This is a genomic window from Pseudalkalibacillus sp. A8, assembly GCF_045920555.1.
Lineage (GTDB): Bacteria > Bacillota > Bacilli > Bacillales > Fictibacillaceae > Pseudalkalibacillus.
Genome location: NZ_CP174509.1, coordinates 4,149,676 through 4,174,230, shown reverse-complemented (window position 1 = coordinate 4,174,230; position 24,555 = coordinate 4,149,676). Strand labels below are relative to the sequence as shown.

Genomic DNA, 24,555 nt, shown 5'->3' with positions numbered 1-24,555 from the left:
TTTCTTAGTTGATTTCATACAGAAAATTGCCTTAAGTGAAATTTGTGACACTCCTGCGGGAAAAGCGAGTCAGACAAGACCCCGCACTCTTTAAAAAGGATCTTCGACTAAAAACCACCACGTCCTGTGGTGAACGTCGAAGCCAGCACATCCGTGTGTAAGTGAGGATGCTTGCGGATCGCCCGCGGAAAGGGAGTGAATTTCGCGAAAATCAAAGAAGTATAACAGAGCCAAATCTTAAATAAAGGGGAGATCGAATAATGAAAGTGGAAGCGCTTCCGGTTATCAATGGCGAATACAACCTACAAGATTATGAAACTACCTATAATTCTTTTGATTGGTCAGAGGTTGAGAAGAATTTCTCCTGGTCGTCAACAGGCCGAGTCAATATGGCTTACGAGGCGATCGACCGTCACGCTGAATCAGTAAAGAAAAATCAGGTAGCCCTTTATTTTTCAGACCAAAAACGAGATGAAAAATATACGTTCAAAGAAATGAAGGATTACTCCAATAAAGCGGGTAATGTGCTGAGAGATTTGGATGTAGAAAAAGGGGACCGTGTATTCATCTTTATGCCGCGTTCACCCGAACTCTATTTCTTATTTCTCGGGGCACTGAAAGTTGGAGCCATTGTTGGTCCATTGTTTGAAGCCTTTATGGAAGGGGCAGTGACTGACCGTCTTGAAGACAGTGAAGCGAAGGTCCTTGTGACGACACCAGCTCTTCTTGATCGGGTTCCAGTTGATAAATTACCTGCACTTAAGCACGTAATCCTCGTTGGGGAAAACGTACAAGAAGATGACACATACGCGGATTACTATAAGCGTATGGAGAATGCAAGCAAAGACCTGGAAATCGAATGGGTTGACCGTGAAGATGGTATGATTCTCCACTATACTTCAGGTTCTACTGGAAAACCAAAGGGTGTCCTGCACGTGCATAATGCAATGCTTCAGCATTATCAAACAGGGAAATGGGTCCTTGATTTGAAAGATGAAGATGTGTATTGGTGCACTGCAGACCCTGGTTGGGTGACTGGTACCTCATATGGTGTCTTTTCTCCATGGTTGAATGGTGCATCGAACGTCATTCGTGGGGGCCGTTTCAGTCCAGAAGATTGGTATGCGACCATTGAAAAATATGGGGTGACTGTCTGGTACAGTGCTCCAACGGCTTTCCGTATGTTGATGGGGGCAGGCGATGAGGTCGTTAAGCAATATAATCTCTCAAGCTTGCGTCATATACTTAGTGTAGGTGAACCGCTGAATCCTGAAGTTGTCCGCTGGGGATCTAAAGTGTTCGGACTTCGGATTCATGACAACTGGTGGATGACTGAAACAGGCGCTCAATTGATCAGTAACTTCCCTTCCATGGAAATCAAACCTGGATCGATGGGTAAACCGATCCCAGGAGTGAAGGCAGCGATCATCGACGATCAAGGAAATGAACTTCCACCATTCAGAATGGGGAACCTTGCGATTAAAAAAGGTTGGCCTTCTATGATGAGAGCGATCTGGAACCGGCCTGAGAAATATGAATCCTATTTCACGTCAGAGGATTGGTATATTTCTGGTGACTCCGCTTATATGGATGAAGACGGATATTTCTGGTTCCAGGGCCGTATCGATGATGTCATCATGACCTCCGGTGAACGTGTCGGTCCGTTCGAAGTCGAAAGTAAGCTTGTCGAGCATCCGGCCATTGCCGAAGCGGGTGTCATCGGGAAGCCTGACCCAGTACGCGGAGAAATCATCAAAGCTTTCATTGCCCTACGAACAGGTTATGATGCTAATGATGAACTTAAAGAAGAGATCCGTAGCTTCGTGAAAAAAGGATTGGCTGCACATGCCGCGCCAAGAGAAATCGAATTCAAAGATAAGCTTCCGAAGACAAGAAGCGGTAAAATCATGCGCCGAGTTTTGAAAGCATGGGAACTAGACCTCCCAACAGGCGATTTGTCTACAATGGAAGATTAATAATAACCGGGAAAGAACATAATATAGTTCAGAATAAAGCATAAGCATGTGATTTCATAATGACTTCACATGCTTTTTTCTTTTTTTGAGCATAGAATTGTAAAAATATGTTAAGTTGATTATACGTGAGGAATGGGGGTTGGGAAATGACTCAAACAGTCGATCAAATCAAAATCGTAGAATATGAACCAAGTTATGCAGCAGCGGTTGCAGAAATGTGGAACCATAGCCAGGATGGCTGGGGAGGCGGGAATACTGTAAAAACAGAAGAACAAATCCTCAAGGAAGAAGCAAATTCGACCAATCTCCACCTATACCTAGCTTTAGAAGGTGAAAAGGTCGTAGGATATTGCAGTCTAGGTGAATATAGGGAGGATGAGGGTGCTTTATACATTCCGCTACTGAACGTACGAAGTGATTATCACGGTAAAAAAATCGGGAAGAAGCTCGTACTGAAAGCATTAGAACGGGTAATCGAACTGAAATGGCCGCGTCTTGATCTATATACTTGGCCTGGGAATACGAAAGCAGTCCCGTTATACAAAAAATGTGGATTTTTCTGGGAAGAAAGAGACGATGCCACGCATCTGATGAACTTCATGCCGACTGTATTACATACGGAAGCGGTCCAGGAATACTTTAAGGACTTGAATTGGTATGAGGCGAGTACAAGATTGATTGAAGTAAAGCCTGACGGCATAACAGAGAATGATTTCCATTATTATGAGTACTCATGGGACAAACGCGGAGAAATGCTGAAGATGCAATTCGAGCGTTTTGGACGCGGGCTCCGCTCCATCGAGACGGATGATTATAAAATCTCTGCCACAGTAGAGGACTTCAAGTTGGTTTTCGGTTCACAGTATATCGTGCGTTATCACATCAGTAATAAGACAGGAAACCCTTTGACGATTTCCCTCCGTGGAAATGAGAACAAGAACATCCATTTTTCTTTTGAAAAAGATTACATTACAGTGAAGGATGAAGATGTCATTGAAGCGCCATTTTTCGTAGATCGTATTAAAGAAGAACAGAGTGTTTGGAGGACACACCCTACCGTCGACACGGATGTATTGATAAACGGAAAAATGGCAAAATTCCAAGTCGGAGTACTGCCTAAATTTCCAGCGAATGTGAGTTGCCACACACCTCGGAACCTCTCCTTTATCGGACAGTCTTCCAACTTATATGTTGATATTGAAAACAACTATAAAGAAACCGTGAAATTTTCATTCGTGTTGCCTGGTAGTGAGTTATTCAGTCCAATGCAAAGTGAGGTGGATGTATCCCTGCCACCAAAGTCAAGGTGCTCGGTTCCTATCGAGTACGCTTAAAAAGCACGGATTTTATTCTCCTGAAGTTGAGATCACTGCTACGAAAGCTGATGGCTCTCAGGTTACTTTTACGAGGAAAATTGGTGTTGCATTCAAAGGGATCGGAACCAGGTTCTTTGGTGAAAGTGAAGAGACCTACCATGTCTATAATGGACAGTACCATATGTGGCTTCAGAAATTCGATAACTGGCTGATTCCAGGGAGAAAGCAGACGAAGGATCAGGATTCTGCGTTCATGTATCCTCGCCTAGGAAAACCTTTCTCTGAAGAATTTTCAAAGGGAAGAGCTGAAAAGGTTGAGTTTTTAGAAGATGATAGTTCAATAGGGTACAGGGCAACATATTGCTCCAAGTCCTATCCAGGTGTAAAATTACATGCGATCGCTAAATTATTTTCCGAAGGATTGATTGAACATCATTACGAAGTAGAAAACGCGAACTCCAATACATTGGATGACGTGCTATGGCTCAACAATCGGGTTTATCATACGCTTGAAAGAGCAGTAATCCCTTATGAAAACAGAATGATAGAAATGAAGGATTCGATCGGTTCCTACCATGAATACTGGAAGGGTGGTTCCGTCACCGAAAATTGGCTGTTTTCAAGGGATGACGAGAATCCAAGGGGGCTTAGTTGGTCAAAACAGGAGAAAATTAACTTTGGTGGCTGGTTCGTCTATTTTGAAAATAGAATTGGTAGGTTGAAAGCGAATGAAATTGTGAAAACGGAACCGGTCTATCTTTCTATCGGAGCTTTTCAAAATTGGCAATCCTTCAGAGAATTCGTAACCCAAAAATCGCCTGATCATGGGTCTTTGACAGAACACCTTGAAATCAATATGAATGACCATAATCCGTTCATTACCGAGGAATCGATTGAAGTAAAGGTGTCAGATTACAAAGCTTCTTATCTGAATGGTGTTGTGGAATTTCTTTCAGGTGATCAAGTACTGACAAAGGAAAAGGTACAGTCAGTTGAAGCGATCAAGATGAAGGACTTTAAAGTGACATTGAGTGAGTTGCCGCAAACAGGAATATTGACAGCGAATCTGAAACTAGATGCAATCAAAACGGAGAAACCGTCCCTTTATGTCAAGATTGGAAAAGAAGGAGTCCGTTTTGCGACAGGGGTAAAGGAAAGTATGGGAGTCTTCAAATGCGGTAATGGTTTAATGGAGATATCAGTAGCTCCTGACTTCTATCCAGGACTCTATTCATTAAAATGGAACAATCAAGAATGGCTGGATTCTTCTTTTCCTGAAGTGAAACCAAAGTCATGGTGGAATCCTTGGTCAGGCGGAGTGGAGAATAGACTGCGCGATGTGAGTCAAAGATCCTTATTAAAGGAGAAGCGGCATGCCGAATTCGTTTCGTTGGAGGATTCCAAAGAAAACAAGTGGCAAGGACTCAAGGTTGTCGTCCGACTTGAGGAGAACGAGAAATATAAAGGCGTCGAATATCACCAATACTACTTACTTTTACCAGGTACGCCTGTCCTTTGTCAGACAACTGAAATCATTCAAAGCACAGGTTATTATATCGATATGAAAAATTGGGATACGAATTGTTTCTTCAACCCTAGTTCGAATTTTGAACATAGCTGGGGGCACTTCCAGAATGCAGATGGCGAATGGAAGAAAATCTATGGTGGAAAAGGGGAGCAGCAAATGAGGATCACAAAGAGTGTCGTATTCGGCTCCGATGAGCATGAAGGTCTGCTGCAGGTCATAACCGATTCGATTGACTCTCGTATGAGTTCATATATCAACAAGGAAGTCATGTTTCTGGAAATCAATACAAAGCTCAATTTAGAGGATGGAAAAAGGATGTTTACCAAACCTGTCTTCTTCCTGGGGAATCAAAAACCTTTTCCAAATAGCGCTTTAGAAGATTTGAAATCCATCCGTTTTATGAGTAAATAGGAGCTACAAAAAAAGGATCTCACCAAGTATTCATTACTTGATGAGGTCCTTTCATTTGTTGTCTCAACCGTTTTGATTTTCTGGATCATTTTCCGAATCGCCTTCAGGATCTTCAGGTGGTGGTGGAGGCTTAGGTTTATCATCATCTTTCGGCGGCGGTGGATCTTTCGGTTTATCTTCTTTAGGTGGTGAAGGATCTTCTCCAAATTTCACCGTATTGCTGTTTTTCGATTCATTTCCTGATATATCAACTGCACGAACAATATAGGTGAAGTTTCCGCCTGAAATCTTGAAGCTCGTTTCATTTCCGCCTTTAACTTCACCGATCGCAGAATAAGAATCGCTTCCATTGGCTGCACGGAAAATTCGATAACCGATGACATCCTTCTCCCCTGAAGCATTCCAGGTAAGTGTCGAGCCACTGTGTTTCACCGAAACTGCTTCAGGTGCTTTTCCATTATCCTTCAACTTATCGTCTCCGATGATATTATCCCAATCATCTTTGATGATATTATCTAAGTTGATATCATCAAAATAGTCCTTGTTGATCATGACACCGTCAGCAGTGAAGCCTCCAGGTGTATTCCCTGCTGCTTTGAATTTCTTACCTTCTGAATTAACAACATATTTCACTTGTTGCAAGCTATCGTCTTCCTCTTTAGGCAAATATTTCACATTGAACAGATCCGTCTTCACAAGACCAGCCTCTTTACACAACTTAGACGGAAGTTTACCAGAAATTCCACAGAAGGAAGCGGTCGTAATTCCGCTTGGCCGTTTATGTTTTTCTGTCGTCAACAATTCTGGCCTTACATCATATGCCGCATTCATCAGAGCTGCCCAGATCCGTTGGCTTCTATGTCCGTACCCTGTCGAAACCCTTTTAGGTGTATCATAACCGAGTCTTAATCCCATCGTTAAGGTTGGGTTGGTAGCGATGAACCAGGCATCATGGAAATCTTGGGTTGTCCCTGTTTTCCCAGCCCAATCCACTGACGGATGTTTAAGCATGCTTGGTATTCCGGCAGCAGTACCGCTTCTTACAACATCCCGCATTATATCTAATGTCAAATAAGCAGTTTGTGGAGAAAAAACGTCTGTTTTCTTCGACTCATGTTCATATACGACTTCGCCATCTTTGGACTTGATCGATTTGATCATATATGCGTCCACAAACTTTCCTTGATTACTGAAAGTAGTATACGCATTCGTCGCTTCTTCCACTGTAACCCCGGTCGTCATACCTCCAAGGGAAAGGGAAGGGTAATATCGTTCCTCTTCACTTAAAGTCGTGAAGCCCATTTTGTAAAGATATTCCGTTGCTTTTAAACGGTCCATTTTTGCATACGTCCGTGCAGCGGGTATGTTATAGGAAAATTGTAAAGCTTTACGTGCAGTAACAAGGCCATGATAACCACCGTCGTAGTTATTCGGAGACCATCCTTTTGCATTTGGGAAAGTGAACTTCGTATCCGGAATGATCGATCCTGGCTGGACCAATCCCATTTCCATTGCAGGCGCATATACGAGTATCGGTTTCATCGTTGAACCATTCGGTCGATACGATTGGGTCGCGTGATTCAAGTTTTCCTGTTCATAATCACGTCCACCGACGAAGCTCAGAATTTCCCCTGTGTCATTCTTAATCAGCATCGCACCTACATCTTCAAGTTCTTTTTCCCCTGTTACAGGGTTTGTGGTATCAGGACCATAAGGCACTTCATTTTTGGCTTTTTGCCATGCATCATAAATCTCTTTATCGATTGTAATATCAATTTTGTAACCATTTTTCCTTAATTCAAGGTCAGCTGCTTTTTGGTAGCTGCTTTTTTCAGTTGGAGTCAATTCGGAATATTTCTTACCGTCCTGCTCTGCTAATTTTACCTTCATGACATCGACTGCCCTGCGTTCGATTTCCATTGTCAAATGTGGATAATTTTCAAATGGGCTTGGAGAGTTTTTAGTGAATTCCTTTGTAACGTCATGTGCCAGAGCTTTGTTATATTGCTCTTTGGTTATGTAACCACCAGAAAGCATTCTTGACAGCACCGTCTTCATCCTGTTTAGCCCAGGATCTAAGTTCTCTTTGACTTTTCCATCATTCGTGAATGGCGTATATCCGAATGGACTTTGTGGCATTCCTGCGATGTAAGCGGCCTGGGGTAAGCTGAGATTTTTAGCATCCACCCCGAAAATCCCTTGGGCTGCGGCCTCGATACCAGCAATGTTATGCCCTGAAGCATTACGTCCGAACGGTACGATGTTTAGGTATGCTTCTAAAATTTCTTCTTTTTCAAAGAAACGTTCTAATCTTAAAGCGAGAAGCATTTCTTTAGCTTTACGATCGAAAGAGACTTCTCTTGTAAGCATCTGGTTTTTCACAAGCTGCTGGGTCAATGTACTACCACCGGTTTGAACAGCAGCACCGGTCACTTCTTGGAAAATTGCACGGGCAATCGCTTTGGGCACGATACCTTCATGCTCTTTGAAATATTCATCTTCCGTCGCAATGACTGCATCGATCAAATGAGGTGAAACTTCCTTGATATCTATTTCTTGTCGAACGATATCAGAACGGAGATTGCCTAGTAAGGTACCGTCAGTAAAATATATTTTACTAGTTTCTGTATAGTTGTAGATCTCATCTCTCATATTGTCATATGTTCTTATTTCTTCGTCTTTCACAAGTGAAGCAAAGTAACCAGCTCCAACGCCAGTTGCGAAAAAGCCGCCGGCAAGAGCTAAGACCAACAAGACTAAAAACAGGTTCCATACTACTTTTCCTGTAATCCGACTGATTTTAAATATGTTCTTATCATCTAAAACCTTCATGAAATGTTTCACTTTAACGATGAAGGATGATAGGTGATTCATGGTCATACCCCCCTAAATTTCCAACTTTCATTATAGCACATAGACAACATATGGAATACCTTTCATGTCGATTTATAGGGAAGTAAATTTGACATTCCATTTATGAATGTGATACAAAATGATTATACTTTTTTACATAATTGTACATACTGATGAAGCATAGACAGGAATAAGTAGCAGTTTCCTCACTGTAAGCAGAGAGCTGGTGGCCGGTGAAAACCAGAACAAAGGAACGCTGTGAATTACCTCCTCGAGCACCTTTTGTGAAAAATAGTAGCAAAAGGCGGCAACCTTAGCCGTTATCTGAACGAAGTGGAAGCAGCATATGCTTCAAGAAGGATGGTACCGCGTATATCACGTTCCTTTCATACGAAAGGGACGTGTTTTTTTATATTCTGCAATATGAGGGCAACAAGGCGCAGCCTACGCTACAGGGTTGGCTGCGCCAAGTTTTCTTTGTTAACAAAGGATTAAATTTTAAAAAGATAGATAAAAAGGGAAGGATGAAGGAAAGTGGGAAAAGAATATGCGCTCACAGCTGCACAGCAGGAAGAAGTTGAAAAACAGCTTACGATTTTAAAAAGGGGAACCGTTGAAATCGTTCCTGAAGAGGATTTGAAAAAGAAGCTTGAAAAGTCGGTTGCTACTGGCAAGCCATTGAATGTGAAGCTTGGACTCGACCCATCGGCACCTGACGTGCATGTCGGCCATACAGTCGTTTTACATAAGCTTCGTCAATTCCAGGAATTCGGGCATGAAATCCAGTTGCTGATTGGTGACTTTACCGGTCGAATCGGGGATCCAACAGGCAAATCCGAAACAAGAAAACAGCTGACGGATTATGAAATCAAAGAAAATGCAAAAACCTATGTGGAACAATTCGGCAAGATCATCGATATGGATAAAACAGAGGTCCACTTCAATTCCAAATGGTTGTCAACATTGAATTTCGCCGATGTACTCGAGTTAGCAGGCAAGGTTACGGTAGCACGTATGCTCGAGCGTGACGATTTCGAGAAACGTTATAAAGCGAACCAGCCGATTTCGATCCATGAATTCTTCTATCCACTGATGCAAGGCTATGACTCCGTTGCGCTTGAAAGTGATATCGAACTTGGTGGTACGGACCAGAAATTCAACCTGTTGATGGGCCGTCAACTTCAAGAAGAATACGGGAAAGAGAAGCAATTAATGATGACAGTACCGTTGATCGAAGGGTTGGATGGGGTCCGTAAGATGTCTAAATCCCTCAACAACTACATCGGGATTGATGAGCACCCGAATGAAATCTTCGGGAAATCGATGTCGATACCGGATGACTTGATGATCAAATATTTTGAGCTTGCCACACCGCTTCCGATGAACGAAATCAGAGCGATTGAAGAAGGCATCCAAAGCGGGGAACTGCATCCAAGAGATATGAAAATTAAACTCGCAAAAATATTTGTGGAGATGTACCATGGGAAGGATGAAGCAGAGCTTGCTGAAAAGCATTTCCGAACCGTTTTCTCAAAAGGCGCCTTGCCTGACGATATTCCAGAACATGCCTGGAAGGGTGAAGATGATATTTGGATCGTCGATATGATTGTAGACCTTGGGCTATTGAATTCAAAAGGGGAAGCACGCCGCATGATCCAAAATGGCGGTGTGAAGATCAATCAAGAGAAAGTCGATGATGTTCAGCAGCAGGTTGCAGTGGAAGACGGCATGATCGTCCAAGTTGGAAAGCGAAAATTCGTTAAGATTGTAAAATAGATAAGCAAGAGCCGTCGGTGGACGGCTCTTTTCTATGTGAGGGTTATATTTTTGTAATTCGATTTTACTGATTTCTGGGATTGAGCTTTATTTTTCTGGAATTATCCGTTTTTTTCTAGGATTCCCTCTTAAATTTCTAGGATTATGTCCAAAATTTCTTGAATTCTTTCAACCAACCCATACACCAAGCCTTCACACCTCGCTGGAAGGATTTCTGAATCAAGTGTTGAAGTTATATCTACCTATAAAACGTGGAGGGATTTTTTGAGCCTTAAAATCTATTTTAAATCATATAAAATCGAAAAACTGGAAGCCTTAATAAGGAGAATCGACTCAAATCACCCTGCAAAATCAAGAACTGAAAAGAGGTTAGCTACAAGTAAAGCAGGAGAGCGGTCACTAGATTATCATTTAAGTTTCCTAGAAGACTATGGTCACGGCATCTTTCAAGGCTTACGCTTATCCAGTGGCAAATTTCATTTCCAAATCGATATCCTATTGACCCATCCTAATTTTTTCGTAATCCCGAAGTGAAAAATTTATCCGGTAAATTGATCTTTGATACTGAATACAATCAGCTTATACGCCAACAAGATGAACGGGAGGATTACTACAAGGATCCAATCCAACAGGTAAACCACCAGCATTTTCAGTTTGAAAATTAGTTGGAACGGTATAGATTCAATGATAAGATCCCGATCTTTTCTTTCGTAGTGATAGTGAATGAAAATGCCAAAATAGAACCAAAAAACAATGGTAGCCTGATCAGCAAAAAAGTGATTCGGGATACAAAGATATTATATACCGTGATATCCCTTCATAATACCCATAAAGAAGCTTCCTTCACCAATTATGACCTCCGAAACCTTCAGGAGCTCCACATCAAAAAACACATTCCGAGCGACCCGGAACTACTCAATTTGCTTAAACTGAATAGGGAAGACCTTTTAACAGGAGTAGTTTGCCCTGGGTGTTCTCGACGTCCAATGAAAAGAATTCATGGGAAATGGATTTGCCCCATTTGCAGGGCGACCTCTAAAAACGCCCACTTCCAAGCTCTACATGATTATGCTCTATTGATTAACCCGACTATCACCAATAAAGAATTAAGAAAGTTTCTGCATATAGATTCAGAAGCAGTCGCGAATTACATACTGAAATCTTTGAACCTTGATTATAGGGGGAACACAAAAGAACGGATCTACTATTTAGATTTACATGCTGAAAATAGGTAATAAAAAACCCTTGGACCAAATGCCCAAGGGTTGTGTAAGCTACTATTAACGTGAGTAGAACTCGACGATAAGTGCTTCTGTGATTTCTGCAGGAAGTTCAGAACGCTCAGGGTAACGAGTGTACGTTCCTTCAAGCTTGTTTTCATCAAATGTAAGGTATTCAGGTACGAAGTTGTTTACTTCTAGCGCTTCCTTAACGATGTCAAGGTTGCTGGATTTTTCACGTAAACCGATCACTTGTCCTGGAGCTACACGGTAAGATGGGATATCTACACGCTTACCATTAACAGTAATGTGTCCGTGTCCAACCAATTGACGAGCTTGACGACGTGTACGTGCAAGTCCTAAACGGTAAACAAGGTTATCTAAACGAGATTCAAGAAGAATCATGAAGTTTTCACCGTGGATACCACTCATTTTTCCTGCTTGGTCAAACAAACGACGGAATTGACGTTCGTTAACTCCATACATATGACGAAGCTTTTGCTTTTCTTGAAGTTGCAATCCGAATTCTGAGATTTTCTTACGCTGGTTTGGACCGTGTTGTCCTGGAGCGTACGGACGCTTTTCAAGTTCCTTTCCTGTTCCACTAAGGGAGATTCCTAAGCGACGAGATAATTTCCATTTTGGTCCTGTATAACGAGCCATAAATAGCTCCTCCTTCACCATTTTTTTGTTGTAAAAAAAACAGTGCCGGTGTGATCGTTCATGTGTTCATTATGTTTTCATACACCTTCACTTCGACAGCATGAAGCTACGCGATGCACCTTGAATATTTAATCAGCCGCTATTACAAGGAACATAATGAGAGGGCTCACATGAATTCACATGGCTGTCTTAATTTACACAAAGAACAGTGTATAACGTTTAGGAATAAAAGTCAAGGGTGTCTGCGATGAGAATTCTTAGAAGATTTCTTTATGCTGGCTTCGACGTTCACCACAAGACCACGGACTTACATTCCAACCTTATAGTTTTAACCGCAGGCGCAGGACGCGGTGGTATTTAGTCGAAGTTCATTATTATACTCGAAGGTCCTTAAATCGTTACGGGGTCTCGCCTGGCTCGCTTTTCCCGCAAGAGTGTCGCGAATTTCTTTTAAACACCTTCCCTTATGACACACACAAAAATAATTTAACACAAAATTACAAGGGATTGTGTTACGATTAGCATAAAAGCGCTTACATCCATATATAGAGAAAAGGAGTGTTCAGGAGTGAAAAAAGACAACAGGTTCGAGACAAAGGTTATCCATTCGGGCTATTCGTCTGATCAGCATCATGGCGCGTTGGCACCTCCGATCTTTCCGACTTCCACCTTCGTCTTTCCGGATGCAGAAACGGGAGAACATCGATTTGCTGGCGAACAAGAAGGATACATCTATTCAAGGCTCGGCAATCCTACGGTGAAAATGCTTGAAGAGCGTATCGCTGTTTTAGAGGGGGGAGACCAAGGATTGGCATTCGCTTCAGGAATGGCCGCAGTGTCTGCAGTTCTAATGGGATTGACGAAATCAGAGGATCACATTTTATGTTCTCAAGGAGTTTATGGTTGTACATTCGGACTTCTCCAAATGCTTCGGGATAAATATAATGTGGAACACGATCTTATCGCGATGTCTCATCCTGATGTAATAGAGGCTTACATTCGCCCGAATACGAAAGTCATTTTCATAGAGACACCAATCAACCCGACGATGGCACTCGTGGATCTTAAAATGATAGGACTGATCGCTGCTAAATATAAAATCAAGGTTGTGGTAGACAATACTTTCTGTACACCTTACCTGCAAAGACCTTTAGAACATGGTTGTCATTTAGTCATCCATAGCGCGACGAAATATATCGGTGGTCATGGTGATGTTGTAGCAGGACTTGTCGTAGGTGATAAGGAAACGATCGATCTTTTGGCTGCCACGACCCAGAAGGATATCGGGGGAATCATGTCCCCTTTTGATGCATGGCTATTACTTCGTGGTCTGAAAACACTCCCTGTCCGCATGGACCGCCATTGCGATAATGCAATGTATATCTCAAAAAAGCTAAGGAAGCATCCCTCAGTGGAAGCGGTCTACTTTCCAGGTGATCCGGAATTTGCAGATTATACGATTGCTCAAAAACAGATGGCGCGTTCAGGCGGCCTGATTTCCTTTAAGATCAAAGGGGATAAGAAAGACGCGCAGAATTTCATCAACTCGATGAAGTTATTGAAAATTGCTGTAAGTCTTGGTGATGCAGAAACGTTGATTCAGCATCCGGCTACAATGACTCATGCAGTTGTACCGAAGGAAGCGAGAGATCGGATGGGCATCTCCGATAACCTCATCCGTTTGTCTGTCGGGCTAGAGGCAAAGGAAGATATTTGGGAAGATCTCGAGCAAGCATTACAACAACATCTAAGGAAAACAGAAACTGTATAGTGTTGGAAAAAAGAACGAGGCTTCCATGATGGGAGCCTCGTTCTTATGCATAGGAGATGACTGGAAAAAGGTTTCCTGATTTCCCTAAAGGTTTTCCGTTAATGTTTGTACGAATCGTTCAAGATGTTTTTTGTCGATTTCATCAAAACGTGATGTGACAGGACTATCAATATCAAGGACACCGATCACTTCCTGGTTTTTCAAAATCGGAACAACGATTTCAGATCGGGTTGCTGCGTCACAGGCGATGTGTCCAGGGAATTGATGCACATCCTCAACAAGCATCGTTTTCTTATCTTTGACAGCTGTCCCACAGACCCCTCTCCCAACTGGAATCCTGACACAAGCTGGAAGTCCTTGGAACGGTCCTAAAACAAGCTCACCATTTTCCATCAGGTAGAAACCGACCCAATTGACTTCGTTAAGGAATTGATTTAAAAGTGCAGAGGCATTTGCAAGGTTTGCAATTTGATTCGTTTCACCTTCCAATAATGCTTTCAACTGTTTGTTCAGTAATTCATAATTTTCTTCGCGATTTCCTGTATATGATTCGACGTGAAACACGTTCCTTCCCCTCGCAATCCTTAGAAATTAGTCTTATGATATCAGAATTTGTTGAAAGTTTCATTAGATATGTCGAGGTGTTTTCAAAGGATTTCCATAAAAAAAGAAGAAAGATGTATAGTAATGATTGTATATTGAGGTGATTTGCCATGAAGAAGGCTTTATCCATCACCAAAGAAAAAGTCGCAGAATCAGCCGCCTCCCTTTTCAATAACAATGGTTATTCCGGAACTTCTGTTCGTGATATCGCTGAAAAAGCTGGAGTGAATGTTTCTCTGATCTCCTACTATTTTGGCGGAAAAAGAGGACTGTTGGAATTTTTGATGTCGTCATTTCTGGAAGGGTATCTTCATGTATTGCAAGGCGCTTACGATCGACTCGAAAAAGACTCCGCTAGGAATTGTCTAATCCTTTTGATTGAAGAAGTCATCCTATATCAACAAAACCGATCACAAGCTGCAAGGTTGGTTCATCGTGAAATCAGCATAGATACAACACTGGTCCGCGAAATCATGACTACCTACCTGATGAAAGAGAAATTCTATCTGAATACGATCCTTGAGCAAGGCGTGAAACAGAAGGAGTTCAAGCCTTGTTCAAAAAACATGGTGACGATGCAATTGAGAAGCATGTTGTTCATGCCATTTCTATATCCGCAATATGTCAGGGAGATCTATCAATTCTCTGTACACGATCGTTATTTCACATCCAAATATTTAAACGTGTTACAAGATTGGGTGAATGAGACGTTATGCATCCAATATGATTCCGAATCTATTTCGGGAAAAGATAAAGAAAACATAGCAAAATCAAGCCTTGGCACAGGATGAGCCAGAAATTTATCCTTACTTTCAAAAGAAAAAGCACCGCTTGCTACCATTTAAATTGGGTGGGTCAGCGGTGCTTCTTGCTTTAACTCCCCAAAACCCTGGCCAAGCTCACCAGCCCTATGAGCATCTGAGCCATAAACCAGAGGGATGTTTCTTTTCAAGGCCTCGGAAATAATCCAATCCGGTGGATAAGGTTCCCGACATAAAGGTTTATTTACACCCGAACCATTATAGTCTAACTGTATTTTTTGTCGGGCGATCAAATCGATCGTTTCTAAAATCTCGTTCTTGTTAATATCAACATTCGGATATTTATTTTTAAACTTCATAACGAGGCTGATATGTCCGATCCTTCTAGGTTTATATGCCCCAAGGTCTGCGTTAACAGATTTTTTAACCGTATTATAATACAAGGAATATAAATCTTGGATGGAATTACATTCTTCAAGTATTTTACCGAATACATCAGGGCTGTAATCCATGCAATGGTACCCGCTTTTTGTTTTTAAAAAATGGACGGACAAGATCGAATCATCAAGATATGGACCATAGCGGTCTAAAAATGCAGTAGTTTCATTCTCGAATCCTTCAATATAATCAATCTCTAAACCAGTATGAATGAGGATATCTTCACTATATTCTTTTTTAAGTTGAGTAATTTGTTCAATATAGTTTTCAAGGTTTTCTAGTTGCATACCGCTGTCTTTATCTGGAGTAGGGTCTTCAAAGCCTTGAGGCAACGGAGCGTGCTCAGTAAATGTCATGGCCTGATACCCTAGTTTGATTGCACGTTCGATGTATTGATGGAATGAGTCTTTAGTTCCATGGGGGCAATATGGGGTATGGATGTGACCGTCATAAATGTTCATGATCCTCCTCCTAAATTGGTACTTTTGTAAGAAAAAAGCAATTTTTTATCAAATTTTCGAAAAAATGTAGTTCTAAAAGTAGTATACATGGTATTATAGTAGTTACGATGAACGCCGAAACTGGATGAAATTCGGCGAAAATTGATCGAATATGTCGATATTCTATATAAGTCTAATATACATAATTGAAAAAGGGAAGAAAGGATGGTCCCTGTGATTTATATTTTTATTGCGCTGATAGTATTGCTCTCAGTATTTATTGCGTACGGTACATATACTCGAAAGAAAATTTATGATCAAATCGATCATCTTGAAACACAGAAAGTCAATATCATGAATAAGCCTTTATCCGATGAGATTGCAAAAGTGAAAGCACTTGAGATGATCGGGGAGACCGAAAAAAAGTTTGAAGTATGGCGCGAAGAATGGGACGACATCGTAACAGTCCAACTTCCTGGCCTAGAAGAGAATCTATTTGATGCAGAAGATGCAGCAGATAAATACCGGTTCAAGAAAGCAAGAGGTATTCTGAGTGACACGAGAAAAACACTTTTTTCGATAGAAGAGAAGATTGATGAAATCTCCTCAGAAATCAATGAATTTGTGGAAAGCGAAGAATTGAATCGAAAAGAAATCGGTGAGCTTAAAGAGAGCCACAAAGAACTCCGGAAACATCTTCTTACGCATTATCGAGCACTTGGAACGCTGGTAGAGACATTCGAAAAGCGTCTGGAGAACATCTCAGAAGATTTCGCAAGCTATAATGAAGAGACGGAAAACGGAAATCATATTGCAGCTCGCACCTATATCATACAGCTTGATGAGAAAGTCCGCCGCTTACAATATGAATTAGAAGTCGTTCCGGAGCTTCAATATCAGTTGCAATCTGAAATTCCTGAGACGCTTAAGCAGTTGAAGGAAGGTCTGAAGCAAATGTCTGATCAGGGCTTCCGGGTTGAACAACTTGGTGTCGAAAAAGAACTTGAAGTGATTGATTACGCTTATCAAATCGTCAAAGAAAAAGTAAATGCCGTAAACATTGAAGATGCTCAAGAAGAAATAGATCAGATGAATAAGAAAATCGAAGAGCTTTATGACCGTCTCGAAGCGGAAGTCTTAGCTAAGCAATATGTGATGACAGATGGAAAAGAAGTAAAGGCTGAAGTTGAAGAGCTTGGTGAAGAAATCAACAAGATGAAAGAAGAAACGAATGTCGTACGTTTAAGCTATCAAATCGAGCAAGAAAACATTGATTTGCAAGAACGGTTAGAAACTTCTTTTGAAAAATTAGAAAAGCGGGTAGGAACGATTTTCCATTCAGTAGAGGAAAATAACCAGACCTACACATCCGTTAAAGAGATGCTGGAAAGCGTCACGAAACAACTGGAAGATTTACGAGTCATGACAGAAGTATATCAAGAGAAAATACACAACCTTCGTAAAGACGAATTAGAAGCTGTTGAAAAGATTCATGAATTCCGAAAAAAGCTGATCGAGGCCAAGAAAGAAATACATCGAAACAATTTACCAGGTCTGCCGGAACAATATTATGCATCCCTTCATGATGCTGAGAGCAAATTGCAGACGGTCTCAATGAAATTGAATGATAAACCATTACAAATGGCTGAAGTCCTACACAGGTTGATCGAAGCGGAAGAAGCCATCGACGAAGTACATGTTAAGACCTACAAGCTGATTGATCGAGCAATTTGGGCGGAGCGGCTGATACAGCACGGAAACCGATACCGAAGACAATATGTGACAGTAGCTGTAAAGCTTTCAGAAGCTGAACAAGCCTTCCGTATGTATGATTATGAAGAGGCCATGGAGCACGCAGCAGAAGCTATACAAACGGTCAATCCACAAATAATAAGAGACCTGGAAGAAAGCTATCAACAAGAGATGGAAAAAGTACATTAAAGTAAAGCGGACCGTATCCCGGATCCGCTTTTTTCTGTTTCTAAAAGAGTCTTTATCCAGTTCTGCGGTCAAAAGTCTTTCGGGAGCCCTTTATCCCTTAAAAGCTGGATAATTATCTCAACAACCTGATATTTATCCCAACTTAGGGCGATGATCCTATAAACCCGAAAAAGAACCAGCCACAGTGGCTGGTTCTTTATGCTTTATTGGGTGCTACGACGCGGGTTTTTGATCGGCCGATGATATACCCTATGATAGCTCCGATTAATGAAGGAATAATCCAGCCTACACCTTGCACATATAGCGGAAGATAGGCACTCAGGACATCGTTCACAGCAGTAATATTTACATTCATCTGATTCAATGCGTCAAAAATACTGATCACTCCTGCCCCTAATAGCCCGCCTATATATACTTCACGATAGCCCCCAAATTGGCGGTGGAAAAAAGAATAGGCAACCAATGCAATAGCAAGTGGATAAATGCCGATCAATACCGGCAATGTCAGATTGATCAACTGGGTAAGACCTACATTTGCGACAGCTGCACTGAACACACATAATACAGCGATGATCAATTTATAGGATACATTCGGCATGATTCCTTTGAAGTATTCGCCGCATGCAGTTACTAGGCCGATTGAAGTCGTAAGACAGGCAAATGTAATCGCTACAGCAAGCAGAACAATTCCGAATTGCCCGAATAACAGATCTGCAGCTCCAGTAAGGATCGCTCCCCCGTTATCACTCTCTCCTAAAACATTTCGACTTGTTGCCCCGATATAGGCAAGTGAGAGATAAACCAATGCTAGGCCGCTTACAGCGATAAAGCCGGCTTTCGTCGTAGCTTTGGCAATCTCTTTTTTATCGGTAACCCCTCTGGATTTCACAGCATTGATGACCACAATCCCGAAAACGAGTGCGGCAAGCGCGTCCATAGTTAAATATCCATTGATGAAGCCGTTGAAAAATGGATTCGCTTCGTACTCACCTGTCGGAGCTGAAAAACTGCCGATAGGGCTGAAGATCCCTTTGATGACGATCAACCCGATCACAAAGATAAGAATCGGAGTCAAGATCTTGCCGATCCGATCCACAAGTTTAGTTGGATTCAGGGCAAACCAAAATGTAATCGCGAAAAAGATGACAGTATAGATCAATAATGGCAAACCATTAGGATTCATTGTTTCAGGTAAAAAAGGAACAGCACCGATCTCAAATGCAACTGTACCTGTTCTTGGAACTGCGAAAAATGGACCTATCGCCAAATAGATAAACGTTGAAAAAATAATGGAAAAAGCAGGATGGACCCGACCAGCTAAATCCCTCAATGTTCCACCTGTAAGTCCTACTGCAACTATACCTACAAGCGGTAAGCCGACACCAGTGACCAGAAAGCCGAAAATGGCCGTCCACACATTGGTTCCTGCAGTTTGACCAAGCAGAGGAGGGAATATCATATTGCCCGCTCCGAGGAACAGAGCGAACATCATTAGTCCAATAGTAAATGTCTCTCTAAAAGAAAGTGAATTTGTTGCTTTCATGCTGTAAAACCTCCGTGACAATTATCGACTGAAATCATTGAGTTTTCTAAAATCGGTTAAAGCTTAACATAATCTTTATATAAAATAGACACTTTAGAAAAAAGTTGAAAAATTGTATTGATTCATAATGTTTTAACATCTCTATATTTCTTGCATATATAACGTTTTTCTTCTGAAAATAGTAAGTGAAACGTCTATAAGAAGAAAAGTTTTCTTGTCACATCATGTCGAACAATGGTGTTTTAATTCTGTGGTTTGGAATCAAGCCTATATATGCTATTATTAAATGATGCAGTAATACGATATTCAAAGGGGTAAAGTAACAATGATTTATTTCGATAATAGTGCAACAACAAAACCTTATCCTGAAGCTCTGAAGACATATATGACGGTCTCCGAGAATTACTTCGCGAATCCTTCTTCGATTCACCGATTGGGAGGAGAAGTGGAAAAGTTGATCAGCACTGCTCGAAATCAAATTGCTGGTCTTCTACGAGTAAAGCCTGCCGAGATTATATTTACTTCAGGTGGAACAGAAGCGAATAACTTGGCGATAAAAGGGATTGCGATTGAACATCAGACACGCGGGAAACATCTGATCACAACTGAAATTGAACATGCTTCCTGTTATGAATCATTCAGACAGCTGGAGCAACTCGGATTTGACGTTACATTTCTACCAGTCGATAGGAATGGACATGTCTCAATACAAAACCTCCATAACGCCATCAGACATGATACGATTCTTGTTTCAGTCATGCATGTCAATAATGAATTGGGAACGATTCAACCAATTCAGGAAATCGGTCAATTCCTTAAGAAACATCCGAAGATCTTTTTCCATGTCGATCACGTCCAGGGTATAGGAAAAGTCCCTCTTCAGTATGAGCAATCCGGGGTTGATTTATGTTCCTTATCGAGCCATAAATTCCATGGTCCAAAAGGTGTTGGAATCCTATATGTCCGTAATGGTATAAAGATATCCCCACTCCTTCACGGTGGCTTACAGGAGTATAAACACCGGGCTGGCACAGAGAACATACCTGGAATCATCGCGATGGCAAAAGCTCTTCGATTGACGATGGAGAAATCAAAAGATCAGATGGAGGGGCTTCTGAGATTGAATCGTTTATTACGTTCGAAATTATCGGAGATTGAAGGGGTTGTCCTAAATACACCTGAAGAGAAAAGTGCCCCCCATATCATCAATTTTTCCGTTCCGGGTATCAAACCAGAAGTACTAATCCATGCTTTAGAAGAAAAAGATGTTTTTGTCTCAACGAAATCTGCTTGCTCCTCGAAGTCAACAGAAGTCAGCAGGGTATTGGAAGCTACAGGCCATGAGCTAGAACGGGCCAGCAGCGCCATCCGAGTAAGCCTGAGCTTTGATAATACAGAAAGTGAAGGAGAGCGTTTCATTACCATCCTTGAGGAAGTTCTGCACAATTTAACGAAAGTAATGAGGTAATAATATGATTTACGACCATATCATAGTCAAATACGGTGAGTTGTCACTTAAAGGGAAAAACAGACACCATTTTGTAAACCAACTAAGGGATACGATCCGAAGAAAATTTAAGCCTTTTGAAGGTGTTACAGTAAAAAAAGCGTTTGATCGTATGTACATTGAGTTGAACGGTGAAAATCATGAACCGATCGTAGAAAAATTGCAAGAAATATTCGGAATCCAAGGATTAACCCTTGCCGTTAAAACTGATCTTGAATTGGAAAACATCCAAAAGACAGCACTTGAAGCTTTAAGAGAAGCAGGTCCTTCTGTAAAGACATTCAAGGTTTCCACCAAACGTAATTATAAACAGTATCCGCATGATTCACAGGAGTTGAATCATTTGATCGGTGGTTATGTTCTTAAAAATTCCGAAAACATTACAGTAGATGTTCATCATCCTGATGTAGAAATAAAAGTGGAGATCAAACCGGAAGCAACTTATATCAGTTGCATCGATTATCCCGGTGCTGGGGGATTGCCGATCGGTAGCAGCGGTAAAGTCATGCTGATGTTATCTGGTGGCATTGATAGTCCTGTAGCTGGATACCTGACAATGAAACGGGGAATCCGTCTGGAAATGGTTCATTTTCACAGTCCTCCTTTTACAAGTGAAAGAGCAAGACAAAAGGTCGAGGATCTGACACAAGTTCTTACGAAATTCGGTGGAACGATCAAAATGCATGTAGTTCCTTTTACAGACATCCAGAAAGCGATAAAAAAACAAATTCCCGATAATTACAGCATGACCATCATGCGTCGGTATATGCTTCGGATTACAGAGCAATTAGCCGCAAAAAATGATGCTCTGGCAATCGCCACAGGCGAAAGCCTGGGACAGGTAGCAAGTCAAACCTTATCCAGCATGAATACGATCAATGAGGTGACGAATTTGCCAATTATCCGGCCATTGATCACGATGGATAAAATTGAAATCATGGGGATCTCCAGAAAAATCGGAACCTACGATATTTCTATCCGCCCATACGAGGATTGTTGTACAGTGTTCTTGCCATCTGCTCCCAAAACAAAACCAAGACGCGAAAAGGCGAATCGATTTGAACAATATATGGAAATCGATGCGCTTGTAAACGAAGCTGTGGCGAATACCGAAACAGCTTATTTTAAAGAAGACGCAGAAACTCATCATGATGCGTATGAGGACTTGTTTTAACCAACCTGTCCTTTCAAGATTTACCACTCTTAAGCGAGTATGAATTCAACTGTACCTCCGTAACCTATGGGTAACAAAGGAGGTGAATATCATGGCTCGTCAATCAAACAAATTAGTAGTACCGGGAGCTGAACAAGCTCTTAACGCTATGAAAACTGAGATTGCTTCTGAATTCGGAGTACAACTTGGTCCTGACTCACCATCGCGCGCTAACGGATCTGTTGGTGGAGAAATCACTAAGCGTCTAGTTGCTATGGCTCAAGGTCAACAACCTCAAAAGTAACTCACAGCTCTACAAATCTTATATTGATGGAATACAGGTCAGCACATGATGCTGGCCTTTCTTCATACTTCATCACACAAAATGGAAATATTCTAAAAATTATGTATAATAGAGAGTGTAAATGAATACATAAGGAGGCGTCCGCTTTGAACAACCAAACATTAATTGCTCCTCAACAGTACAATGCAGCTGAAGAAATGGAAAAGTTTGCGAGCGACCCATCACGTATAGTAATCAAGTGTCGTAGCGAAAAGGGTGCAGTAGATGAAATAACGTACAAAGAGTTATTTCATCAAGCAAATGATTTAGCAAAGGCTCTCCTAACTTTAGGATTGGGCAAAGGTGACCGCGTTCTCGTCATGATGCCGCGCTTGATTGACACGTATAAAGTGTACCTTGCAATTTTGAAATCAGGTCTCGTTGTCATTCCTTGTTCTGAGATGCTCAGGCCTAAAGATTTAAGTTATCGGATCAATCACGGGGAAGTGAAGGCGGTCATCGCTTATGAACCATTGACTTCTCTTATTGATGGAATTGAAGATCCTATAGAAAGCTTGGAACATAAAATTTCAGTTGGAGGAAACGTTGATGGATGGTCGATGATCGAGGAAGTGATCCAATCGCTAGATCGATCTGTTGAACTGCCGACGACCAACAGCGACGATATAGCCTTTCTATCGTATACATCCGGAACGACAGGTCAGCCAAAAGGTGTCGTCCACACACATGGATGGACTTATGCACATATTCGGACTGCATCTAAATCTTGGCTGAACATTAAAGAAGGAGATATTGTATGGGCGACTGCTGGTCCAGGATGGCAAAAGTGGATTTGGAGTCCATTCGTATCTGTTCTCGGTACTGGTTCGACAGGGTTTGTCTACAACGGCAAATTCGACCCCAATACGTATTTGGAGTTGTTGGAGAAGGAACAGATCAACGTCCTTTGCTGTACACCGACTGAGTACAGGTTGATGGCTAAAGTAGATAACTTGAAGGATTACAATCTTTCAAGTTTGAGAAGTGCTGTCTCAGCCGGAGAACCATTGAACCGTAAAGTCATCGACATTTTCCGCAACTATTTCAATATTACTGTCCGGGATGGTTATGGCCAGACAGAGAATACATTGCTAGTCGGTATTGTGGAAGGAATGGAAGTCCGCCCTGGATCAATGGGCAAACCGACGCCTGGAAACCGTGTTGAAATCATCGATGACGAAGGAAAGCCCGTTAATGTCGGTGAGGTAGGAGATATCGCTGTCCATCGAGATGCACCGGCTCTGTTCAAAGAATATTACAAAGATCAAGAACGGACAAGGATGGCCTTCCGTGGTGATTATTATCTGACAGGTGACAAAGCGAAAAAAGATGAAGACGGATACTTCTGGTTCGAGGGCAGAGGAGATGATATCATCATCAGTTCAGGCTATACGATAGGACCATTCGAAGTTGAAGATGCACTCGTCAAGCATCCTTCAGTAAAAGAATGTGCGGTTGTTGGAAGTCCCGATGAGGTCCGTGGACATATAGTAAAAGCCTTCATTGTGTTGAAAAACCCGTCAGAAGCTTCATCGGAGGAGTTGATACCAGCTCTGCAAGACCATGTGAAAAAACTTACCGCACCTTATAAATATCCGCGTAAAATCGAATTTATCGAGGAACTCCCGAAAACGACTTCGGGTAAGATTCGGCGGGTCGAGTTGAGGATGAAAGAAAACAAAACGACAGTAAATTAACACGATAAAAAGTGTTTATTCTAAACTTAAAAAGGTTATCCCATTACAATTTATGGGATAGCCTTTTTGGATATCAAACCAAGACCTCTGAACCTGGATAAATCTTTAATCCACTTGTCTAGAAAGAAGAATGTGCTTATAAAACTTCATAAATCCTGTAAAAATTAGTACCGAACCAATGACATTGAAAGCTACACGAAAGCCATGAACGATAAGGAATTCCTTAGCAGTCTTCTTCAAAAAATCGACAGAATGAACATCCACTCCCTCAATGAACATGATTTCGTTACGCGGCCATTCAAAAATAATGGAAGATGCCCCTTCACATACTATCATGAAAACACTTCCCAAGATCCAGTAACGGGCGGATTTAACATTCCAGCCTAAGGATACAGCTAACAAACCAGTTATATAGCTTAACAGACCAAGTGGTGGAAAGTAAGTATGTGGACTTGCCACCGCCATAAAATCTAAAGCTGTTTCAAACGATTCAGGAATGTCATGAAAAATATTAGGATAAACCATAAATGTATCTAGCAAAATACTGCCCAAAAGAATCAGTTGAACCCATAAATGGGATAAGATTGATAAAAAAGCTATTTTTTGTTTCATATA

At 41.5% G+C, this 24,555-nt stretch carries 19 protein-coding genes and 1 other annotated feature; of the genes, 13 read left to right on the top strand and 6 right to left on the bottom strand.

Translation table 11 applies throughout. The features are described 5' to 3' along the window. Positions 1 to 260: 260 nt before the first annotated feature. The 3 genes from acsA to ACJROX_RS21375 all read left to right on the top strand — a co-directional run bounded on the left by acsA (position 261) and on the right by ACJROX_RS21375 (position 5,231). Positions 261 to 1,976, top strand: a complete 1,716-nt coding sequence (acsA, locus tag ACJROX_RS21385) for an acetate--CoA ligase (RefSeq protein ID WP_408007226.1) — start codon at positions 261 to 263, stop codon at positions 1,974 to 1,976. 146 nt (positions 1,977 to 2,122) lie between these two features. Next, positions 2,123 to 3,310, top strand: a complete 1,188-nt coding sequence (locus ACJROX_RS21380) for a GNAT family N-acetyltransferase (RefSeq protein WP_408007225.1) — start codon at positions 2,123 to 2,125, stop codon at positions 3,308 to 3,310. Then, the gene (locus ACJROX_RS21375; protein ID WP_408007224.1) at positions 3,258 to 5,231 is read left to right on the top strand and encodes a hypothetical protein; all 1,974 of its coding nucleotides are present in this window, start codon (positions 3,258 to 3,260) and stop codon (positions 5,229 to 5,231) included. Before ACJROX_RS21380 ends, ACJROX_RS21375 begins: the two co-directional genes overlap by 53 nt. 63 nt (positions 5,232 to 5,294) lie before the next feature. Here ACJROX_RS21375 and ACJROX_RS21370 read toward each other — a convergent pair whose 3' ends face one another. After that, positions 5,295 to 8,105, bottom strand: a complete 2,811-nt coding sequence (locus ACJROX_RS21370; RefSeq protein WP_408007223.1) for a transglycosylase domain-containing protein — start codon at positions 8,103 to 8,105, stop codon at positions 5,295 to 5,297. A gap of 151 nt (positions 8,106 to 8,256) precedes the next feature. Further along, positions 8,257 to 8,472 (top strand) — a binding site (T-box leader). Between the two features lie 146 nt (positions 8,473 to 8,618). Here ACJROX_RS21370 and tyrS point away from each other — a divergent pair. The 3 genes from tyrS to ACJROX_RS21355 all read left to right on the top strand — a co-directional run bounded on the left by tyrS (position 8,619) and on the right by ACJROX_RS21355 (position 11,095). Then, a complete protein-coding gene (tyrS, locus tag ACJROX_RS21365) occupies positions 8,619 to 9,860 on the top strand; it encodes a tyrosine--tRNA ligase (protein ID WP_408007222.1) in 1,242 nt (413 codons plus the stop codon). Positions 9,861 to 10,124: 264 nt separating this feature from the next. After that, positions 10,125 to 10,394 carry a nuclease-related domain-containing protein gene (locus ACJROX_RS21360; RefSeq protein ID WP_408007221.1) on the top strand — a complete coding sequence of 90 codons (270 nt, stop codon included), beginning with the start codon at positions 10,125 to 10,127 and terminating at the stop codon, positions 10,392 to 10,394. A gap of 452 nt (positions 10,395 to 10,846) precedes the next feature. Beyond that, complete coding sequence (locus tag ACJROX_RS21355) at positions 10,847 to 11,095, top strand: hypothetical protein (protein ID WP_408007220.1); 249 nt, start codon at positions 10,847 to 10,849, stop codon at positions 11,093 to 11,095. A gap of 45 nt (positions 11,096 to 11,140) precedes the next feature. On the opposite strand, the gene rpsD is transcribed toward ACJROX_RS21355, so the two are convergent. Beyond that, entirely contained in the window at positions 11,141 to 11,743 is a 603-nt protein-coding gene (rpsD, locus tag ACJROX_RS21350; RefSeq protein WP_408007218.1) for a 30S ribosomal protein S4, read from the bottom strand. Positions 11,744 to 12,311: 568 nt separating this feature from the next. On the opposite strand from rpsD, the gene megL reads away from it, so the two are divergent. Further along, complete coding sequence (megL, locus tag ACJROX_RS21345) at positions 12,312 to 13,514, top strand: methionine gamma-lyase (protein ID WP_408007217.1); 1,203 nt, start codon at positions 12,312 to 12,314, stop codon at positions 13,512 to 13,514. A gap of 84 nt (positions 13,515 to 13,598) precedes the next feature. Here megL and ACJROX_RS21340 read toward each other — a convergent pair whose 3' ends face one another. Continuing rightward, on the bottom strand, positions 13,599 to 14,078 hold the full coding sequence (locus tag ACJROX_RS21340; RefSeq protein WP_408007216.1) for a GAF domain-containing protein: 480 nt from the start codon (positions 14,076 to 14,078) through the stop codon (positions 13,599 to 13,601). A 149-nt stretch (positions 14,079 to 14,227) separates the two neighbouring features. Between ACJROX_RS21340 and refZ the strand changes: the two genes are divergently transcribed. Beyond that, on the top strand, positions 14,228 to 14,908 hold the full coding sequence (gene refZ, locus ACJROX_RS21335; protein WP_408007215.1) for a forespore capture DNA-binding protein RefZ: 681 nt from the start codon (positions 14,228 to 14,230) through the stop codon (positions 14,906 to 14,908). A gap of 50 nt (positions 14,909 to 14,958) precedes the next feature. Here refZ and hisJ read toward each other — a convergent pair whose 3' ends face one another. Next, positions 14,959 to 15,777 carry a histidinol-phosphatase HisJ gene (hisJ, locus tag ACJROX_RS21330; RefSeq protein ID WP_408007214.1) on the bottom strand — a complete coding sequence of 273 codons (819 nt, stop codon included), beginning with the start codon at positions 15,775 to 15,777 and terminating at the stop codon, positions 14,959 to 14,961. A 213-nt stretch (positions 15,778 to 15,990) separates the two neighbouring features. Here hisJ and ezrA point away from each other — a divergent pair, with 213 nt between their 5' ends. Further along, positions 15,991 to 17,697 (top strand): septation ring formation regulator EzrA, encoded by a 1,707-nt coding sequence (ezrA, locus tag ACJROX_RS21325; protein WP_408007213.1) that lies wholly within the window; start codon positions 15,991 to 15,993, stop codon positions 17,695 to 17,697. A gap of 196 nt (positions 17,698 to 17,893) precedes the next feature. Here the strand turns inward: ezrA and brnQ are convergent, their stop codons facing one another. Continuing rightward, entirely contained in the window at positions 17,894 to 19,240 is a 1,347-nt protein-coding gene (brnQ, locus tag ACJROX_RS21320; protein WP_408007212.1) for a branched-chain amino acid transport system II carrier protein, read from the bottom strand. A 325-nt stretch (positions 19,241 to 19,565) separates the two neighbouring features. Here brnQ and ACJROX_RS21315 point away from each other — a divergent pair, with 325 nt between their 5' ends. From ACJROX_RS21315 to mbcS, 4 genes are all read left to right on the top strand, one after another. Beyond that, positions 19,566 to 20,708 carry a cysteine desulfurase family protein gene (locus ACJROX_RS21315; protein ID WP_408007211.1) on the top strand — a complete coding sequence of 381 codons (1,143 nt, stop codon included), beginning with the start codon at positions 19,566 to 19,568 and terminating at the stop codon, positions 20,706 to 20,708. A 4-nt stretch (positions 20,709 to 20,712) separates the two neighbouring features. Further along, positions 20,713 to 21,921: a tRNA uracil 4-sulfurtransferase ThiI gene (thiI, locus tag ACJROX_RS21310; protein WP_408007210.1), complete on the top strand. Its 1,209-nt coding sequence runs from the start codon at positions 20,713 to 20,715 to the stop codon at positions 21,919 to 21,921. Positions 21,922 to 22,012: 91 nt separating this feature from the next. Continuing rightward, the gene (locus ACJROX_RS21305; protein ID WP_408007208.1) at positions 22,013 to 22,204 is read left to right on the top strand and encodes a small, acid-soluble spore protein, alpha/beta type; all 192 of its coding nucleotides are present in this window, start codon (positions 22,013 to 22,015) and stop codon (positions 22,202 to 22,204) included. A gap of 146 nt (positions 22,205 to 22,350) precedes the next feature. After that, positions 22,351 to 23,940, top strand: a complete 1,590-nt coding sequence (mbcS, locus tag ACJROX_RS21300; protein WP_408007207.1) for an acyl-CoA synthetase MbcS — start codon at positions 22,351 to 22,353, stop codon at positions 23,938 to 23,940. A 105-nt stretch (positions 23,941 to 24,045) separates the two neighbouring features. Here the strand turns inward: mbcS and ACJROX_RS21295 are convergent, their stop codons facing one another. After that, on the bottom strand, positions 24,046 to 24,552 hold the full coding sequence (locus ACJROX_RS21295; RefSeq protein ID WP_408007206.1) for a hypothetical protein: 507 nt from the start codon (positions 24,550 to 24,552) through the stop codon (positions 24,046 to 24,048). Positions 24,553 to 24,555 lie beyond the last annotated feature (3 nt).

Excerpts from the sequence above, each read along its gene's own strand:
- acsA (WP_408007226.1), top strand. The coding sequence starts at position 261 with ATGAAAGTGGAAGCGCTTCCGGTTATCAATGGCGAATACAACCTACAA.
- ACJROX_RS21380 (WP_408007225.1), top strand. The coding sequence starts at position 2,123 with ATGACTCAAACAGTCGATCAAATCAAAATCGTAGAATATGAACCAAGT.
- ACJROX_RS21375 (WP_408007224.1), top strand. The coding sequence starts at position 3,258 with ATGTATCCCTGCCACCAAAGTCAAGGTGCTCGGTTCCTATCGAGTACG.
- ACJROX_RS21370 (WP_408007223.1), bottom strand. The coding sequence starts at position 8,105 with ATGAATCACCTATCATCCTTCATCGTTAAAGTGAAACATTTCATGAAG.
- ACJROX_RS21355 (WP_408007220.1), top strand. The coding sequence starts at position 10,847 with ATGAAAAGAATTCATGGGAAATGGATTTGCCCCATTTGCAGGGCGACC.
- rpsD (WP_408007218.1), bottom strand. The coding sequence starts at position 11,743 with ATGGCTCGTTATACAGGACCAAAATGGAAATTATCTCGTCGCTTAGGA.
- refZ (WP_408007215.1), top strand. The coding sequence starts at position 14,228 with ATGAAGAAGGCTTTATCCATCACCAAAGAAAAAGTCGCAGAATCAGCC.
- hisJ (WP_408007214.1), bottom strand. The coding sequence starts at position 15,777 with ATGAACATTTATGACGGTCACATCCATACCCCATATTGCCCCCATGGA.
- brnQ (WP_408007212.1), bottom strand. The coding sequence starts at position 19,240 with ATGAAAGCAACAAATTCACTTTCTTTTAGAGAGACATTTACTATTGGA.
- ACJROX_RS21315 (WP_408007211.1), top strand. The coding sequence starts at position 19,566 with ATGATTTATTTCGATAATAGTGCAACAACAAAACCTTATCCTGAAGCT.
- thiI (WP_408007210.1), top strand. The coding sequence starts at position 20,713 with ATGATTTACGACCATATCATAGTCAAATACGGTGAGTTGTCACTTAAA.
- ACJROX_RS21305 (WP_408007208.1), top strand. The coding sequence starts at position 22,013 with ATGGCTCGTCAATCAAACAAATTAGTAGTACCGGGAGCTGAACAAGCT.
- ACJROX_RS21295 (WP_408007206.1), bottom strand. The coding sequence starts at position 24,552 with ATGAAACAAAAAATAGCTTTTTTATCAATCTTATCCCATTTATGGGTT.